This window comes from bacterium, from assembly GCA_035308905.1.
Classification (GTDB): Bacteria; Sysuimicrobiota; Sysuimicrobiia; order Sysuimicrobiales; family Segetimicrobiaceae; genus DASSJF01.
The window spans coordinates 1-16,321 of sequence record DATGFS010000067.1 but is presented as its reverse complement, the minus strand read 5'-3'; the positions used below and the strand labels follow the sequence as shown (position 1 = coordinate 16,321).

Below are 16,321 nucleotides of genomic sequence, written 5' to 3'. Positions count from 1 at the left end.
TCATCGCCTGTATGCGCGAACTTGTCAAATGACTTTACCAAAACCGCCCCGCCGCTGTCAAGGAACTTGCCGGGCTCCGCCGAACGTGACCGCCGATCCGGGCGAAATCCGCGCCCAGACGAGGGTTTCGGTATGGGCGGTGCGCCCCTGGTGCCCAACAACCTGCCCTTTTCCCTGACGAGCTTCGTCGGTCGGAAGCGCGAGATCGCCGAAGTCTGCGGGCTGCTGGGCGGCACCCGGCTCCTCACGCTCACCGGCGCCGGAGGCTGCGGCAAGTCACGGCTCGCACTCGAAGTCGCCAGGGCGCGCCTCGCGGGCTTCCCGAACGGCGTGTGGATCGTGGAGTTCGCGGCCCTCTCCGATGCCGGCCTCGTCCCGCACGCCGTGGCCGCGGCGCTGAGGATTACGGAGCACGCGGACCGCACCGCCACGGACACGCTCACCGGCTCCCTCCGCGAGAAGACGCTCCTCCTCGTGCTCGACAACTGCGAACATCTCGTGAGCGCGTGTGCCGACCTTACCGGCACGCTGCTGCTGGAGTGTCCCGGACTGCGCATCCTCGCGACCAGCCGCGAACCACTCGGCACGCCCGGGGAAACGATCTGGCGCGTCCCTTCCCTCGCGGTCCCCGATCTGCTGCACCTGCCGCCCCTCGACCGTCTGACGCAGTTCGAAGCGGTGCGCCTCTTCGCCGAACGGGCCGCATCGGCCCGGCCGGGCTTCCAGGTCACCGCGGACAATGCCGGCGCGGTCGCGCAGGTCTGCCACCGGTTGGACGGGATTCCCCTCGCGATCGAGCTCGCGGCGGCCCACGTGCGGGCGCTGTCGGTGGAACAGATCGCCGCGCGGCTGGACGACCGCCTCCGGCTGCTGACCGGAGGCAGCCGGGCCGCTCTCCCGCGGCATCGGACCCTGCGCGCTGCGATGGATTGGAGCTACGATCTCCTCACCGAGCCCCAGCGAACACTCCTCGCTCGACTGTCAGTCTTTGCTGGCGGATGGACGCTCGAGGCCGCGGAGGCCGTGTGCGCGGGCGACGGTATCGATGCTCCGGAGATCGTCAATCTGCTGACGTCGCTGGTGGATAAGTCGCTCGTCCTCGCGGATATCGAGAACGGCGCCGCGCGCTACAGCATGCTGGAGACTGTGCGGCAGTACGGCGAGGAGTGTTTGGATGACACGGGAACCGCCGTTTCGGTCTGCCGGCGCCACCGCGATTGTTACCTCACCCTTGCCGAGCAGGGTAGTGCCGGGCTGGACGGGCCGGGCCAGAAGACATGGCTGGACCGCATGGACCGAGAGTACGGGAACTTGAGAGGCGCCCTTGAATGGAGCCGGCGCACCGTCACCGAAGTCGCGCCGGGCCTACGGCTGGCGGTGCATCTGCAGCGATTTTGGGAGATGCGCGCCTACTACGCCGAGGCGAGCGGGTGGGTGGAGAGCCTGATCGCGGCGGGGAGCACTGCGAACCCCCAACTGCGGGCCCGAGCACTTAACACCGCCGGTGTCTTAGCCTACCGTCAGGGAGATTATGAACGCACCGCGGCCTTATGTTCGAGCGCGCTCTCTCTCGCCAAGCAGCATGGCGACAGGTACGCGGCCGCGCAGGCGCTTCATTTCCTGGCGCACGTCCGGCAAAGCCGCGGCGAGTACGATCAGGCCACGGATATGATGGAGCGAAGCGTAAAACTATACGAGGAGGTCAATCACCGTCGCGGCGTGGCCAACTCCGTCGATTGCCTGGGCGAAGTGGCACGGAGCAAAGGCGACTACGAGCGCGCCGAGGTGCTGACCGCGCGGGCGATGAGTCTGTATCGCGAAATTGGGGATGGCCGAGGCCAGTCGCACCTTCTCCACAATCTCGGATATATCAGGCTCCATCAGGACCGCGGCGTCGAGGCGCGCGATCTGTTCCGCGAGAGCCTCGTTCGGGCCCAAGATCTCAAGAGCCCTCGAGATGTGATCATGGCCATCGCCGGTCTTGCCGCGGCATCGAAAGACGCGCCGCCGGTGCGACTCGCGCGCCTGCTCGGAGCGGTGGACGGCCTGCTCGACGCCTCGGGAGTCCACCTCGAACCTGCCGAGCACAGGGAATTCGAGGCGACTACGGCGTTCGTGCGCGCACAACTCGGCGATCGAGACTTCGCCGCCGCGTGGGCCGGCGGCCGCCTGATGACGTCCGACGACGCGGTCGTCGAGGCGCTCGCGCTCGTACGGGCACCAGCCGGCCCTGGGAAGGGTGCCGTTGGGCAAACGGGCGCGATCGGGACCCCGCTGACGGCCCGCGAGCGCGAAGTGGCAGGGCTCATTGCCGAAGGGCTAACCAACCGGGAGATCGCCGCGCGCCTCGTGATCGCCGAGCGCACGGCCGAAGGCCATGTGCAAAGCATCCTTAATAAGCTCTCCTTCAACTCCCGCGCCCAGATCGCCGCTTGGGCGGTCGAGCGCGGTCTTCGGGCCGGCTCGTTCCGCGCAGACGGGGTTCCCTCGACCTAATCGCGTAGCTGCGGTCCTCGCCAGCGACGGTACCTAGGCCCAAAAACAGGTACGGCCGCCGCGGAAAACACGTATTTCTCCCGGTGACGCGCTCTCCGGCTCTCCCGTATCCTGGCCCTGAGGCGGCGGACGCCGATTCCGCCGCGTCTGAGGGACGCGATCGATGCCGGATGGGTACGCGCACCGCGAAGTCCTGGTCGACACCGTGTGGCTCGGGGACCATCTTCAAGACCCGACCGTCCGCGTAGCCGAAGTCTCCGAGGACGTCACCCTGTACGATCACAATCACATTCCGGGCGCGGTTCACTTCAACTGGCAGACGCAATTGCAAGATCGCGTCCGCCGCGATTGGATCACCAAAGAACAGTTCGAGCATCTGCTCGGCGCCTGCGGCGTAGACAACGCGACTACCCTCGTTCTGTACGGGGACAAGCACAATTGGTTCGCGACATACTCCCTCTGGTTGTGCCGAATGTATGGCGTCCAGCGCGTGCACATTCTGAACGGCGGCCGCGCGAAATGGGTGGCCGAGGGCCGCCCGATGGCCCCGGACGTACCATCCTACCCCCGTGTCGCTCTCCGGGCGAAAAATCCGGACCTCCGCATCCGCGCATTTCGCGATCAGGTGCTGGCACGGCTCGGAGACCCCGGCGTGGCCCTCGTGGATGTCCGGTCGCCCCAAGAGTACCGCGGCGAGGTAATCACAGTGCCGGCCTATCCGCACGAAGGCGCGCAGCGCGGCGGCCACATCCCGGGCGCACAGAACATCCCCTGGAGCCACAACGTCCGCGACGATGGGACGTTCAAGGCCCGGGAGGATCTCCGCCGGCTCTACGAGAGCCGCGGCGTTCACCCGGACAACGAGGTCATCACCTACTGCCGGATCGGCGAGCGTTCGTCCCTCACCTGGTTCACGCTCACGTACCTGCTCGGATACCCACGCGTCCGCAACTACGACGGGTCCTGGACGGAGTGGGGCAGCCTGGTCGGCGCGCCGGTCGAGCGGACCGCGTAGCGCACACTGAGAGGAGGGAAAGGGATGAGACAGATCGGATCACGCACGATCGCACTGGTGCTGGCGCTGACCGCCACCGCAGCGGTGGCCGTGCTCACCGCGGGAGGCCTCGGTCCGGAGGCCGCCGCCGGCGGTGACACCCCCCGGCCCACAGAGGGCTGGACGCTGCACATCACGGCGAAGATGCACTTCCCCGGCAAACCGGAGATGCTCGCCCACCACTTCTGCAAGCAGGTCGCCGGCGGACTCATCGAGTGCCAGCTCTACGACAGCGCCGCCCCGGACGCGCACCTCGTGGGGGTCGAGACGATCGTGAATGCGGCGACCTACGCGAAGTTCTCGCCGGCCGAGAAGGCGCAGTGGCACTACCACCGGGTCGAGATTCCGCTCGTGTCCGCGGCGGTCCTCGACATGTCGCCGGATGAGGCGGCCAAGGTCGTCAACTCGATCGTGGACACCTACGGCAAGATCTACCTGCTGTGGGATCCTTCGGTGCAGGGCCAGCCGACCGGCCGGCCGAGCATCACCGTGCTTCGGGCGGCCAAGGCGCCGTAGCACGGCGCGCCGCCAGGGGCGGGGCGCCGCCGCCGCGAACCATGGACGACCGGCGCCCCCTCCCGATCGGATGCGCGCCCGAATCTTACGGTAGTATAGAGACGCACAAAACTCGGAGGTGTGGACATGGCACTTCGGCTGGGCGATGTCGCCCCGGATTTCGAGGCGGACACGACGGAAGGCCGGATCCGCTTTCACGACTGGATCGGCAGTTCCTGGGCCGTGCTGTTCTCGCATCCCAAAGACTTCACGCCCGTCTGCACCACCGAGCTCGGCTACATGGCCAAGATCAAACCCGAGTTCGACCGGCGCAACACCAAGATCATCGGCCTCAGCGTCGACCCGGTGGGGAACCACGCGAAGTGGGCGAACGACATCAGAGAGACGCAGGGGCACGCGCCCAACTATCCGATGATCGGCGATACGGACCTCCAGGTGGCGAAGCTGTACGAAATGCTGCCGGGCGATCTCGAGGGGTCCTGCGAGGGCCGCACCCCGGCCGACAACCAGACCGTCCGCACGGTGTATGTGATCGGCCCGGATAAGAAGATCAAGCTCACGATCTCGTATCCCATGACCACCGGGCGGAATTTCGACGAGGTGCTGCGGGTGATCGATTCGCTGCAGCTCACGGCGAAGCACAAGGTCGCGACGCCCGTAAACTGGAAGCGCGGCGACGACGTGATCATCGCCGGGTCGGTCTCCGACGAGGACGCGAAGAAGACCTATCCCGGCGGGTGGAAAGCGCCGCGGCCGTACATTCGGATCGTGCCGCAGCCGGAATGATCCTCAAACAGTACTATCTCGGCTGCCTCGCCCACGCGTCCTACCTGGTGGCCGACGAGGAGAGCCGCGCCGCCGCGGTCGTGGACCCCCAGCGGGATATCGACCAGTACCTGGACGATGCCGCGAGGCTCGGGCTCACGATCCGGCACGTGCTGCTGACGCATTTTCACGCGGACTTTCTGGCGGGGCACCTCGAGCTGCGCGACCGTACCGGGGCGGCGATCTACCTCGGCCGTCAGGCCAAGGCCGAGTACGCCTTCACGCCGCTCGGCGACGGCGACGCCGTGTCGCTCGGCGGAGTGCGCCTCACGGCGCTCGAGACGCCGGGGCACTCCCCCGAATCGATCTGTATCCTCGTCTTCAATCTCAAGAAAGACGGCATGCGCCCGCAGGCCGTGTTGACCGGCGATACCCTGTTCATCGGCGACGTCGGCCGGCCGGATCTCCGGGCCGCGCTGGGATGGTCGGCGGAGCAGCTCGCCGGCATGCTCTACGACTCGCTGCGCACGAAGCTGCTCGCGCTGCCGGACGACACGCTGGTGTACCCGACCCACGGCGCCGGCTCCCTCTGCGGCCGGAACATCAGCAAAGAGACCGTCTCCACGATCGGCGACCAGCGCCGGTACAATTACGCCCTGCAGGAAATGAGCCGGGAGGACTTCATCAAGATCATCACCGCGGACCAGCCGGACGCCCCCTCGTACTTTACGTACGATGCGATCCTGAATAGCAAGGAACACCCGACGCTCGACCGCGCGCTGGCGCGCGGCCTGCAGGGCCTCGGCCTCGACGACACGCTCCGGCTGCGCGATGCCCGCGCCCAGCTGCTGGACGCGCGGGACCCGGCGGATTTCGCGGGGGCGCATCTGCTCGGCAGCGTCAACATCGGTCTCGGCGGGCAGTACGCGACGTGGGCGGGGACGCTGCTGGATCGGGAGCGGCCGATCGTCATCGTCGCGCCCGGCGGCCGCGAGCCCGAGGCGGCGATGCGGCTCGGGCGGATCGGGTTCGATCACGTCGCGGGATATCTGGAGCACGGCATGGAGGCCATCGGTACGCGGCGCGACCTGATGCGCCGGCTGCCGAGGGTGACCGCGCAGGCTCTCGCCGAGCTGCTCGCCTCGCCGGAGCCGCCGGTCGTCCTCGACGTGCGGGGCGACGCCGAGCGCCGCGACGCCCGCATCGCCGGCAGCATGCACATCCCGCTGCAGCACCTGCCTGAGCGGATCGCGGAAGTCCCGAGCGGCCCGCGGCAGGTTGTGGTGTACTGCGGGAGCGGCTATCGCTCCTCGATCGCGGCGAGCCTGCTCGAGAAGCACGGCGTGCCGGATGTCGCCGATCTCGTCGGCGGCATCAACGCTTGGACGGCTTCACACCTGCCGGTGGGATAGCGGCATGAAGGGTTACCGGCGCGATCCCGAGCGGACGGTGATCACGACCTTGTTGCGACGTACACCGCTCAGAGGTGCCCGCGTCATCGATATCGGCTGCGGTGAGGGACGGCTGACGCGGCAGATGGCCGGCGTGGCCAGGTTCGTGTACGCGGTCGACCCCGACACGGCGGTCCTCGCTCGAGCCATCCGGCTCACCGCGCCGAGGCTCAGAAAACAAATCCGTTACCGGCCGGGGACCGCCGAACGCCCGGGCGTCGCCGATCGCCGCTTCGACGTCGCGGTGTTCTCCGGATCGTTGTGATGAGTGCCCCGCGAGGGCATGGTTCATGCCCTGATCGTCACCCGCGGCCTGCTCCGTCCGAACGGCATCCTGGTCGACCTGCGCACTGACAGGTTCGCGGCTACCCGGGCACGACAGGACCAAGTGGTCTGTCTGACGGGAAACCGACGGCGCTACGCCGGGCCCCTTGAGATTAGGAGACCCTTGGCGGACTTTCGCTGCGCCGACCGGGCCATACGGGAGGTCGTCCGGCGCGGACTCTTTCGGCTCGACGCGGTCGAGGTGTTCGAGCGCCGCGCGTATCTCGACAGCCCCGCGCATCTTGAGAAGGCCATGGCCGGACAACGATATGCCCGGTTGACGGATCCGACGCGCCGCCGTTTGCGCGCGCTATGGCGCCGGCAGTCTGGGGCGCAGGTCTTGGTGGTCTCACGAGAACGCATGAACGTCCTCGTGAGGACCTAGCGGTTCAGCGCCCGAGCGCGCCGGTCATGTACGCCCGGCCGACGAGTCCTCCGAGGAAAAGCACGAGCAGCGCCATCCAGCGCGATTCACGGTAGGTGCGTTCGTCCAGCGCGACGCGCAGCGCGCCGCCCGGTCTCAGCAGGTAGAGGGCAAGCAGCGTCAGGACGATCAGCGCGTCGTACATGAAGTGATACGGGGTCCGGGGCCGCGCGCCGGTCGCGAACAAGCCGATGCCGGCGACGGCGGCAATCGCCAGGGGGACCTGCGCCAACCAGAGAATCCACCAGAATAGGTGCGGCATCCGGCGGCGCCCGGTCAGTTCGCCGACGATCGCGAACACAAAACACAGGGCGTCTCCGGCCAGCGTGAGAATCAGGAGCAGCGGCGATCCGTGCCAAGCGGCCAGCGTCACGGAGCCGTTGATTCGCGCGATATCGATCGGCTCCTTCTCCCGCTCACGCGGGACCAGCCGTCGGAAATGCGACGATGTCGCCGGGAGGGTGCGCGTGCACGACGCGGAGGCAACGAAAAAGGCCGTCCAGTCGCAGTTCGGCCGGCAGGCCGGCTGGTACACGGTCAGCCGGCGCCACGAGCAGTCGAGCGGTCTCGAGATCCTGAAGCGGTTCGCCGCTCCCGCCCCGACCGACCGTGTCCTGGACGTCGCGACCGGCACCGGCTTCACGGCGTTTGCGATGGCCGAGCGGGCCCGCGGCGTCGTGGCTCTCGACTTCACGGCGGGTATGGTGCGGGAGGCGCGCGGACTTCGGGACGAGCGCGGGCTGGCCAACGTGACCTTCTGCCTCGGCGACGCCGAGGCCCTGCCCTTCCGGAACGACGTCTTCGATCTCGTCGTGTGCCGGTACGCGTCTCACCATTTTCCGAACCTGCAGCGCGCGATCGCCGAGATGACGCGGGTCGCCCGCCCCGGCGGCCGCGTCGTGATCGACGACACCTGCGCGCCGGAGGATCCGGCCCTCGACGACCTCATGAACCGATGGGAGGTGCGGCGCGATCGGTCCCACGTGCTGAACGTGCCGCCGAGCCGCCTGCGGGTGCTGTTCGAAGCGGCCGGGCTCGCCGTCGGGGCCGTCGAGAAGACCGCCATTCCGCAGCACTTCGCGGAGTGGGCGCGCCGGGCCGGCATGAGCGAGACCGACACCGCGGCGCTGCGGGCGGAGTTCGTGAACGCGAGCCCCGAGGCGCGCGCGGAGTTTCTGATAAAAGCCGAGAACGACGACCTCGCGTTCGCGTGGGGCGAGGCCGTCGTCCTCGGGGTCAAACGATGAGGAGCCGGAGCGCTACCGCTTAGCCGTCACCACCATAATCGTCGAGGCCGAGAGCGACCCGTCCGAATTGAGGGTGCCCATCGCGGCCACGTGCGCGCCGGCCGCGAGGCTGGTCAGGGGCACGCTCGTCAGCCGCGAGATCTTCGCCGACGCCGGCACCGCGACGGTCGTCGCAGAGCCGCTTGCCGCGGCGACGGAGAGCGAGGTGCCGGTCACCCCGGCCACGGCGCCGGACACAAACACGCGGCCCGCAGTCGTTTCGCGGACGCCGCCGCGTCCGGGCCGCCCGGCGTAGCCGAGCCCGGCCGGCGCCGCCTGCACGGCCACCGCGGTGAACGAGCCGTCCTGCGCCTTCTGCGCCATGATCCGGACCATGTCGCCGGCCTTGATGTCGCGGAGACCGGCGTTCGCCTGCGTGAGGACTTTCGTCGCCGCGGTGGTCTTCACCGTGTACGTCTTACCGTCGCGGCCCGCCACGACGAACGAGCCCGCCGAGACCGACTGAATCGTGCCGAACACGCGACTGCCGTGCTGCTGCCCCGTCTGTGCCGGAGGCTGAGTCTGCGCCGATGCGTGCATCCGGACCGTCGCGAACGTGACCCCCGCGGCCAGGACCGCAATCAGCGCGATGATCATTGGATAGTACCGAACCTTCATCACTCCGTGTTCCTCCCGCCTTCATAGTGTCTTCACTGCGCGCAATCGAAATAGAATCGTACGCGGTGGAGAAAAGGTTCCGCTAAGTTATGAAGATTTCTTGGAACGTGTGAAGGCCGCTGCGGAGTACGCGCTAAGTCCGTTCGACGAGCTGCGCCGCGCCGAAGCCCGCGATGACGCCGCCGGAGAGGCGGCTCACCCACGCGAGCAGCCGGACACCGGCCGCCTGCCGGACGGCGCCGACCCCGGTGCTGAGAACGAGCCACCACGCGGCCGACCCGAGGAAGACGCCCGCGACGGTCACGGCAGCCGATCCGTAGTCGAGGCCGCGCGCCGGGGCGATCACCGCGAAGACCGCGGCGAAGCTGATGATGGTCATCGGATTGGTGATCGTCAGGAAAAACGTCGACGCGTAGGCGGGCAGGAGCCCGCCGGAACGGGCCGGCCCATCCGCGGAGACGGCCACGTCGCGCCGCGCCAGCATCGTGCGAAGGCCGATCAGCAGCAGCAAGGCCCCGCCGATCAGGTGGAGCGGGCGCGCGTTCTGCACGAAGAAGCGGAACAGAACGGTGAGCCCGAAGGCGGCGACCGCGCCGTAGAACGCGTCGGCGGTCGCGGCGCCGAGCCCCGAGACGAAGCCGACGCGGCGGCCGAAGACCAGCGTCCGCCGGATGCACAAGACGCCGATCGGACCGACAGGGGCCGCGATCGAGAGCCCGATCACAAACGCTTTGAAGAAGAGCATACCCGCATTATATCGGGCCGGCCGGAAGTGTGAACGAGATCATATCGGCGTCGCGGGCCCCGCGCTATCGTGAAACCGGACTCCGGCGGAGCTGCGTCTGTGACGCCCCGGCGGAGCCGGAAGGAGCCGGCGATGCTGGATCCCCTCGGATCGGGATTGACGTGGCAGCAGCTCCTGGCGCTCGGGCTGGTCGCGGCGTTTGTCGGCGCGGTACGGGTGCTTGATCTGCTCTACCAATCGGCCGCAACGCGTCCGGACGGATTCGACCCTTCGACCTACGCCTCCGCAGGCCGCCGCTCCATCCGCTGAAGCATGAACCCAAGATAACGTGGGGATGAGTATGGATAGAAACACCATTGCGGCCTGACTATGCGGAGGTGACAGTAATGACAGGCTCGGCCGATCGGAGTCCCATCCGGCAGGCGTCCGTCTGCCTGCTGGTTCTGGCGCTGGTGTTCGTCGGCGTCAACGTTGCGCCGGGGCCGCTTCCCCCGGCGCACGCGCAGGCCTTGAACGTTGTCGGCACCATTTTGGGTCTTGTGGTGATCGCCGGCGTGGTCTATCTCCTCACCCGCGACCGGAACGGCGTCTATTACCGCTATCCGTACGGACACTATCGCTCGACCGTTGCCCGTTATGACTACGACGGGCCGTACCACCCGCGGTATCGCACCTACGAGGGCCGGTTCTACAACGGCCCGATGCCCCGGGCGTGGGTCCGGGATCGCGGCTGTGTCGCCAGCGGGAACGTACCCCCGCGCTGCCGCTAAGCCGTACGAACGCGAGCGAGGAGGCGGTCTGCCGCCTCCTCGCTCTTTTCTTTTGGGGTCTCGTACCTATCGTTGCCTGACAATCGAGACGAGGGCGCGGGTGCGCAGCAACTCCCGTCCGTTCGGCGTCTCGACGAGGACGGCGACCGTATCCGCCTCTTGAATTATCGCGTGTGAGACTTCATACCCGTCACGACAGCGCACGCGGACAGCGACTCTCCGCTCGATGAGAGAGCGGAAGAACGCAAGGCTGCCGACCGCGGCGCCCGAATCTCGGCGCCCGGCGCCGGCCAGTCAGCCTGTCGCGACGGCTTGTGGAACGCCTTCCAGGTCACGCAACCGGCGATCCAACTCGCGCATTCGGCGCCGGTAGTCCAATTCGGTGGTCACCGCATCGTGAACGTATGTCAACACGGGGTCCTCAACGGCCTGCTCCGTTTGCTGCTCCCGTTGCCAAATCAGATCTGCAAGATCGCGCACCAAATCCTTCAGGTGCATGCGGGCGGCCCCCCAAACTGGAATTACACCGGCGCCAAACCGTGTGACGTCCGCGGCGTTTGGAACCTGTGTTCTCTACGATCAGGACGTCTCCTTGAACCATCGATCCCATTTGACGAGAGATTTCGACCGCTTGGGATGAGACTCAAGCAGGCGTGAGGTGCTCCGCATCAGAAGATTTTTGCGAGTCGGGTAGAGTTTCGATTGGTGCGGAGGTACCTGTGTCGCCTTTACGGAGCGATTTCTGGAGCGACTTCTACGGACCCCACGCTGAACACGATCTCGCACTCGCCCAGACCGTGCGAACGGTCCGTGCCATTCGTGGTGTCGAGCGCCCCCGTGCCGGGGTCCACGAGGAGCTTCGGGCAGGCCTGTCGCATCTGTGTGCCGCCATGGAAGGGCTCGCTGAATGGATGGAGCAAGAGCGGCGGCCCGATCCCGAAGCGCTCCAATTGATAGCGAATCTTCGGAAAATCGCGGACGGCGTGGTCCGCTCCCTGTCGGCATGCCCCCTCGAAATGATTGTGCAAAAGGGGTCCGCCGGCTTCGAATAACGCGCCGCGAAGAACCTTATGCCGTGCGCCCGATGACGGCACCGTCGCCGGAATCATTGTGCCAGGCGATCCATGGCGCCGGCTCTCCCGTGCGCAAGAAGTGCTGCATCGCTTCCTCCACGTCGCCAACCGACAGAGCCCAGGACGCGGGATATTCGTCAACCTGGCCGTTGTCGAGACGGTACTCAATCAACCGGTCGACAGGACCCGTGTAGTCCAAATTGCGCGAACTGAAGCCGGGATCACCGCTCTCGCGAAGATACATAAGCCATCCCGAGTCGCCATTCAATAACGCGCACAGAGCCGCTCCGCCCGCCGTCTCGACCCAGAGCTCGAGGAATTGCGGCCGCGCCGCGCGCAAGGCATCATCCAGTTCTGCAAGCGTGTGAACCGCCGGCATCGAGGTTGACGGCCGCCGGTCAACCGTAAGAAACTTTGTAGTCAGCGGTAAGTTGCTCCAATATACCGTGGTCGGCCTTCAGACGCTCGAGTAAGCCGTTGTGCTCGGCAACGAGACGCTCAAACTCTTGTTGGTCGACCGGGACGCCGCCGTTGGCTTGGTCACGAATACCGTCGGCCGACAGCCACACGGTGCGAAGCCCTAATTTGAACCAGTACTCCTGCGCCGGATCTGGCTTGGCGACAGCGTTCTCGTCCGACATAGACGGCACCCCCGGCCCGACGCTCGCGCTGCGTGAGCGTTGACCTCGCTAGTTCTGCGGGAAGCGCCCCGGGCCTCCCTCGAGAAGGCCCAACTGTGCCCTATCGCACGATAGAACTACTCGGATGAGCCTGTGCGCGGATCTGCGGCGCCGCCAAGCTGCTCAAGCATCGCCAGACGGTCAAACTGGCCGCGGAACTCCGCGATTCTGCCGCCCACCATCCGGTAGAATACTGTTCCTGGAACAGCAACCTGTCGTCCCGTCGCAGCAATCCCCTGAAACGTGCCACGGTGCGTGCCGCGGCCGGTCCACCGCTCCGCCACGCTCTCGCCCTCGGCCACCACTTCTTCCACCGTCGAGAACCAGTCCGGAAACGCTCCCCGTATCGAACGACAGATCGCCTTGAGCGCCTCGAGATCCGTCACCGTCTGGTTGTTTACGACGATCGTCGGATTCGGCGCCATCAACTCGTCAGCGGCAGACAACTTCCCGCTGTTCCAGAACTCGCGCACGAATCGTTCAACTAAGGTCTTGTTCTTGTCCAGTGACATGGCAGACATCCTTTCTTAGGCTCGGTGCATTCAGTGCATCAAGCCTACGGCAGGGCACGACGCGTCCACAATCCCAGAAATGTGGGGTTCTTTCCCTGGGGAGCGAGTGTATACTGACAACACCGTGAAGCGGGATCGCGCAACCCAACGACACATACAGCAGATCGTCCGGCTGTGCCACGCCGGCCTTGAGTCCCGCACGCTGATGGTCGAAACGATCAAGCGCTTACGCGCGCTCATGCCAATCGATGCCTCGTTCTTCGCAACCGTCGACCCCGCAACACTACTCTTTACTGGATCGGTGGCCGACGACGTCCTGGTACGAGCCACGCCGCAGTTCCTCGCGAACGAATTCTTGCAGGAGGATGTCAATGCATTCAGATCGCTCGCGCGGGCCGTGCATCCGGTCGGCGATCTCGACGCAGCGACACAACATCATCCGGAGCGCAGCGCGCGCTACCGCGACATCCTGGCGCCACTTGGGTTGGGAGATGAGTTGCGCGCGACCCTCCGCGTCAATGGCACCTGTTGGGGGGTGCTCTGCCTACATCGCGAGCGATCGAGTGCGCCGTTTACCCCCGGCGAAGCGCGTGTTCTCAATTACCTGACGCCCCATCTAGGCGAGGGTTTGCGCAAGGCGCTGTCAATAGGTTCTGGCGCGGCCGGAGCGAGCCTGGATGAGCCAGGGCTGCTTGTGCTCGACGATGACCTCTCCTTGGTGGCTGGAACACCGGCTGCCGACCGCTGGCTTGCCGAGGTCGCGGCCGCCGACTGGTCACATACGCGCCAGCTGCCTACCGCCATCTATTCGGTGGTGGGACGTTTGCAGGCGCTTGAACAGGATGGCGATGTCCTGACCAGGGAGTTGCCGCGGGCGCGTCTGAGGACGCGCTCGGGACAGTGGCTCGTGCTGCACGCCTCACGCATGTCCTGGCCGACGTCACCTGCGCCAATCGCCGTCATTCTCGAGGTCGCGCAACCGATGGAGATAGCGCCTCTGATCATCCAAGCATACGATCTGTCAAGACGCGAAGGCGAGATCACGCTGTGCGTCATGCGCGGACTCTCGACTGCCGAGATCGCAGCCGAGCTGCACATTTCGCCTCACACCGTCCAAGATCATCTTAAGGCGATCTTCGATCGTGTTGGGGTGCGCAGCCGGCGCGCGCTGATCGCAGGCATCTTCACCCAGCAGTACCACCCGCGCATTGTAGCTGGGAGCCGTCCGGACTCACATGGACAATTCAGGTTGGAACGGCGCTAGAACCACAAGAAGGTCTGGCGCGCCCGGAGGGATTTGAACCTCCGAGTCGTACGGGGAACCCTGATCTACCATAGGTTTGCGAAGCTCTGCTAACGCGATGATAACGTCAGGAGGCTCTAAGACCGAAGGGTAACGGAATGACCCTGCTGCCTCGATGGTGTCTACGGCCCAGGGAGGGCCCTCTCCGAGGTGTCTAGCGATCCTCCGACGATGTAATCAGAAGGCTTGTGGCTTTCGTTTCCTGATTAGGGCAGCGAAAACGCGATGTGCGGTTGCTAATTATCCACCGGACGCGCTATCGTCTTGTGCCAAACCCACCACCGTTTGCCCTGTTGACGGCCTGACAGGACACGCACTTCTATTACGTAGCCCCGAGCACCGCTGAAGTTGAGACCTAAGACAACTGTCCCTGCAGACAGGTTAACGATGTGGCCGCCATTGACCAGTTGAGAGTAGCCGATTTGATCGAGTTTGACCGAGGCGTTGGCTGCCCTATGGAATGAATCTATCGAATCGAAGGCGATAGTCTCCTCAACAAGAGTGTATTTCTTGCCGAGCAATATTGATTGTCCTTGTGACGCCGCAGGCACGGAAGCTTCGGTCTGAGATGGCAAACGCCGAGCACTCGGTGAAGACACGAATACGGCAGCGGAGACCAAGAGTAGTAAGAACCCCACAGCGGTACAAGTAGCTCCAATCTTGCGGGCCGCGGAGTCCGACCCGTGCGGGGACGCGTCGTCGTCTGCCATAGGAAGAATTTTGGGAAAGACCACGGCGTACAACCCAACCAGCAGAAGGCCGAAACCGACGATAAATAATAGGCGTCCCCATCGGAGGGTCCACGCCCCAAATATTGCGAGAATCGCTAGACCCCAAAGGTAATGCTTAGCGCTAAACGGTGCGGATGGCGGAGAACTGCTCATGGTCCCCGTTTGTGGTCACCTGAGTCATGAGAGTCTATTTTTTGTCGGGGCGTTCGCGAGTCCCTTTGTCCGCTGCTCTATTCGCTTATAACGGCATCTCGGTGGGACTGGAACCGCTTGCTGGTCGAAGTGAATCGCACCTAGCGCTGCAATAACGGCGTCGGTTCTCCAGACCGAGGCGTAAGGAGTGATCCACAGGCCCGCATATACCTTCTGAGACGGGTTCCCGTTATCAATCCGTTAGCAGCTAGGGGCAAACGTCAGCACGACAACGTGCGGAAGCAGCAGATGAGCGGCCTGAGAGATAGGTAACAGTTTGTACCGGACACATGGGTAACATTCCTTCCCTGGAAAGGGGGAGGGATGATGCCCTGGAGGGAGTGTTCGGTGATGGATGAAAGGATGCGGTTTGTCGCTCGTCGGCTGGCTGGCGAGCCGATGGCGGAATTGTGTCGCGAGTTTGGGATCTCGCGCAAGACCGGCTACAAACTCGTCGATCGGTATCAGGAATGCGGCATTCATGGACTCACCGATCGAAGCCGGCGTCCGTATCGCTACGCCAACCAACTGCCCTTTCAAGTCGAGAACTACATTCTCCATGTGAAGCGGGAACACACCAGCTGGGGCGCGCGCAAAATTCGCGAGCGCTTGAGGCGCCGGTTCGCCGGGATTCCCCTCCCCGCCAAGAGCACCATCCATGCGGTGCTGGATCGCCACGGCCTGGTGCAGCGCCGCGGGCGCGTGCGGCGGCGGGCCCAGGGCACCCCGTTGTCGCTCGGACACCGGCCCAACGACGTGTGGTGCACCGATTACAAAGGCGAATTCCTGCTGGGCAATCACCACTACTGCTATCCGCTGACCGTCACCGACCACGCCAGCCGGTTTCTGCTGGCCTGCGAAGCGCTCTCGTCGACCGCCGAATCCTACGCGTTTACGGCCTTTGAGCGGCTGTTTCACGAGCGCGGTCTCCCGGTCAACATCCGCAGCGATAACGGCATCCCGTTCTCGTCCGCGCACGCCCTCTTTCAGTTGAGCCGGCTGGCGGTCTGGTGGTTACGCCTCGGCATTGGCATCGAACGCATCCAGCCCGGCCATCCCCAGCAGAACGGCCGGCATGAACGCTTGCACCTCACGTTGAAGAAAGAAGCCACCAAGCCCGCCGCGGCCAACTTCCTGCAGCAGCAGGCGCGCTTTGACTCCTTTCTCGACATCTTCAACAACGAGCGCCCACACGAAGCGTTGAACATGCTATGTCCGGCCGAAGTCTACCACCCATCCCCCCAGCCCCTACACGGGCTTGCCGGATCTCGATTATCCGCTGCATGACAAAACGATCGTGGTGACCCGGTGCGGTCGCATCTGTCTGGGTGCGATCAAGATCAATCTCAGCCAGGTCTTTGCGGGACAAGCCGTCGGCATT

At 65.3% G+C, this 16,321-nt stretch carries 18 protein-coding genes and 1 pseudogene; 11 read left to right on the top strand and 8 right to left on the bottom strand.

Annotated features, from left to right (window positions below; all coding sequences use genetic code 11):
* The first annotated feature begins 132 nt into the window (after positions 1-132).
* The 6 genes from VKT83_17840 (at position 133) to VKT83_17815 (ending at position 6,547) form a co-directional block, all read left to right on the top strand.
* Positions 133-2,496 (top strand): tetratricopeptide repeat protein, encoded by a 2,364-nt coding sequence (locus VKT83_17840; GenBank protein ID HLY24331.1) that lies wholly within the window; start codon positions 133-135, stop codon positions 2,494-2,496.
* Positions 2,497-2,659: 163 nt separating this feature from the next.
* Positions 2,660-3,511: a sulfurtransferase gene (locus VKT83_17835; protein ID HLY24330.1), complete on the top strand. Its 852-nt coding sequence runs from the start codon at positions 2,660-2,662 to the stop codon at positions 3,509-3,511.
* 24 nt (positions 3,512-3,535) lie between these two features.
* Entirely contained in the window at positions 3,536-4,066 is a 531-nt protein-coding gene (locus VKT83_17830) for a DUF1264 domain-containing protein (protein HLY24329.1), read from the top strand.
* A 126-nt stretch (positions 4,067-4,192) separates the two neighbouring features.
* Complete coding sequence (locus tag VKT83_17825; GenBank protein ID HLY24328.1) at positions 4,193-4,852, top strand: peroxiredoxin; 660 nt, start codon at positions 4,193-4,195, stop codon at positions 4,850-4,852.
* Positions 4,849-6,243: an MBL fold metallo-hydrolase gene (locus VKT83_17820; protein HLY24327.1), complete on the top strand. Its 1,395-nt coding sequence runs from the start codon at positions 4,849-4,851 to the stop codon at positions 6,241-6,243. The genes VKT83_17825 and VKT83_17820 overlap by 4 nt, the downstream gene beginning before the upstream one ends.
* A gap of 4 nt (positions 6,244-6,247) precedes the next feature.
* Positions 6,248-6,547: a class I SAM-dependent methyltransferase gene (locus VKT83_17815; protein HLY24326.1), complete on the top strand. Its 300-nt coding sequence runs from the start codon at positions 6,248-6,250 to the stop codon at positions 6,545-6,547.
* A 448-nt stretch (positions 6,548-6,995) separates the two neighbouring features.
* Here the strand turns inward: VKT83_17815 and VKT83_17810 are convergent, their stop codons facing one another.
* On the bottom strand, positions 6,996-7,403 hold the full coding sequence (locus VKT83_17810; protein HLY24325.1) for a hypothetical protein: 408 nt from the start codon (positions 7,401-7,403) through the stop codon (positions 6,996-6,998).
* 94 nt (positions 7,404-7,497) lie between these two features.
* Here VKT83_17810 and VKT83_17805 point away from each other — a divergent pair, with 94 nt between their 5' ends.
* Entirely contained in the window at positions 7,498-8,277 is a 780-nt protein-coding gene (locus VKT83_17805; GenBank protein HLY24324.1) for a methyltransferase domain-containing protein, read from the top strand.
* A 12-nt stretch (positions 8,278-8,289) separates the two neighbouring features.
* Here VKT83_17805 and VKT83_17800 read toward each other — a convergent pair whose 3' ends face one another.
* Positions 8,290-8,934: a DUF5666 domain-containing protein gene (locus VKT83_17800; protein HLY24323.1), complete on the bottom strand. Its 645-nt coding sequence runs from the start codon at positions 8,932-8,934 to the stop codon at positions 8,290-8,292.
* 133 nt (positions 8,935-9,067) lie between these two features.
* Positions 9,068-9,679 carry a LysE family transporter gene (locus VKT83_17795; protein HLY24322.1) on the bottom strand — a complete coding sequence of 204 codons (612 nt, stop codon included), beginning with the start codon at positions 9,677-9,679 and terminating at the stop codon, positions 9,068-9,070.
* A 99-nt stretch (positions 9,680-9,778) separates the two neighbouring features.
* Between VKT83_17795 and VKT83_17790 the strand changes: the two genes are divergently transcribed.
* Both VKT83_17790 and VKT83_17785 read left to right on the top strand, forming a co-directional pair.
* Entirely contained in the window at positions 9,779-9,988 is a 210-nt protein-coding gene (locus VKT83_17790) for a hypothetical protein (GenBank protein ID HLY24321.1), read from the top strand.
* A 77-nt stretch (positions 9,989-10,065) separates the two neighbouring features.
* The gene (locus VKT83_17785) at positions 10,066-10,449 is read left to right on the top strand and encodes a hypothetical protein (GenBank protein ID HLY24320.1); all 384 of its coding nucleotides are present in this window, start codon (positions 10,066-10,068) and stop codon (positions 10,447-10,449) included.
* Between the two features lie 294 nt (positions 10,450-10,743).
* Here the strand turns inward: VKT83_17785 and VKT83_17780 are convergent, their stop codons facing one another.
* The 5 genes from VKT83_17780 to VKT83_17760 form a co-directional block, all read right to left on the bottom strand.
* Positions 10,744-10,947: a hypothetical protein gene (locus tag VKT83_17780; GenBank protein HLY24319.1), complete on the bottom strand. Its 204-nt coding sequence runs from the start codon at positions 10,945-10,947 to the stop codon at positions 10,744-10,746.
* A 230-nt stretch (positions 10,948-11,177) separates the two neighbouring features.
* Entirely contained in the window at positions 11,178-11,327 is a 150-nt protein-coding gene (locus VKT83_17775; protein ID HLY24318.1) for a hypothetical protein, read from the bottom strand.
* A gap of 190 nt (positions 11,328-11,517) precedes the next feature.
* Positions 11,518-11,901: an Imm1 family immunity protein gene (locus VKT83_17770; GenBank protein HLY24317.1), complete on the bottom strand. Its 384-nt coding sequence runs from the start codon at positions 11,899-11,901 to the stop codon at positions 11,518-11,520.
* A 19-nt stretch (positions 11,902-11,920) separates the two neighbouring features.
* On the bottom strand, positions 11,921-12,163 hold the full coding sequence (locus VKT83_17765) for a hypothetical protein (GenBank protein ID HLY24316.1): 243 nt from the start codon (positions 12,161-12,163) through the stop codon (positions 11,921-11,923).
* A gap of 116 nt (positions 12,164-12,279) precedes the next feature.
* A complete protein-coding gene (locus VKT83_17760) occupies positions 12,280-12,714 on the bottom strand; it encodes an ester cyclase (GenBank protein ID HLY24315.1) in 435 nt (144 codons plus the stop codon).
* Between the two features lie 124 nt (positions 12,715-12,838).
* Here VKT83_17760 and VKT83_17755 point away from each other — a divergent pair, with 124 nt between their 5' ends.
* Both VKT83_17755 and VKT83_17750 read left to right on the top strand, forming a co-directional pair.
* Positions 12,839-13,978 carry a helix-turn-helix transcriptional regulator gene (locus VKT83_17755; protein HLY24314.1) on the top strand — a complete coding sequence of 380 codons (1,140 nt, stop codon included), beginning with the start codon at positions 12,839-12,841 and terminating at the stop codon, positions 13,976-13,978.
* A gap of 1,289 nt (positions 13,979-15,267) precedes the next feature.
* A pseudogene (locus VKT83_17750) lies at positions 15,268-16,321 on the top strand (integrase core domain-containing protein).

Coding starts and splice junctions, on each gene's coding strand:
- VKT83_17840 (HLY24331.1), top strand. CDS start 133: ATGGGCGGTGCGCCCCTGGTGCCCAACAACCTGCCCTTTTCCCTGACG.
- VKT83_17835 (HLY24330.1), top strand. CDS start 2,660: ATGCCGGATGGGTACGCGCACCGCGAAGTCCTGGTCGACACCGTGTGG.
- VKT83_17830 (HLY24329.1), top strand. CDS start 3,536: ATGAGACAGATCGGATCACGCACGATCGCACTGGTGCTGGCGCTGACC.
- VKT83_17825 (HLY24328.1), top strand. CDS start 4,193: ATGGCACTTCGGCTGGGCGATGTCGCCCCGGATTTCGAGGCGGACACG.
- VKT83_17820 (HLY24327.1), top strand. CDS start 4,849: ATGATCCTCAAACAGTACTATCTCGGCTGCCTCGCCCACGCGTCCTAC.
- VKT83_17815 (HLY24326.1), top strand. CDS start 6,248: ATGAAGGGTTACCGGCGCGATCCCGAGCGGACGGTGATCACGACCTTG.
- VKT83_17800 (HLY24323.1), bottom strand. CDS start 8,934: ATGAAGGTTCGGTACTATCCAATGATCATCGCGCTGATTGCGGTCCTG.
- VKT83_17795 (HLY24322.1), bottom strand. CDS start 9,679: ATGCTCTTCTTCAAAGCGTTTGTGATCGGGCTCTCGATCGCGGCCCCT.
- VKT83_17785 (HLY24320.1), top strand. CDS start 10,066: ATGACAGGCTCGGCCGATCGGAGTCCCATCCGGCAGGCGTCCGTCTGC.
- VKT83_17780 (HLY24319.1), bottom strand. CDS start 10,947: ATGCACCTGAAGGATTTGGTGCGCGATCTTGCAGATCTGATTTGGCAA.
- VKT83_17775 (HLY24318.1), bottom strand. CDS start 11,327: ATGCGACAGGCCTGCCCGAAGCTCCTCGTGGACCCCGGCACGGGGGCG.
- VKT83_17770 (HLY24317.1), bottom strand. CDS start 11,901: ATGCCGGCGGTTCACACGCTTGCAGAACTGGATGATGCCTTGCGCGCG.
- VKT83_17765 (HLY24316.1), bottom strand. CDS start 12,163: ATGTCGGACGAGAACGCTGTCGCCAAGCCAGATCCGGCGCAGGAGTAC.
- VKT83_17760 (HLY24315.1), bottom strand. CDS start 12,714: ATGTCACTGGACAAGAACAAGACCTTAGTTGAACGATTCGTGCGCGAG.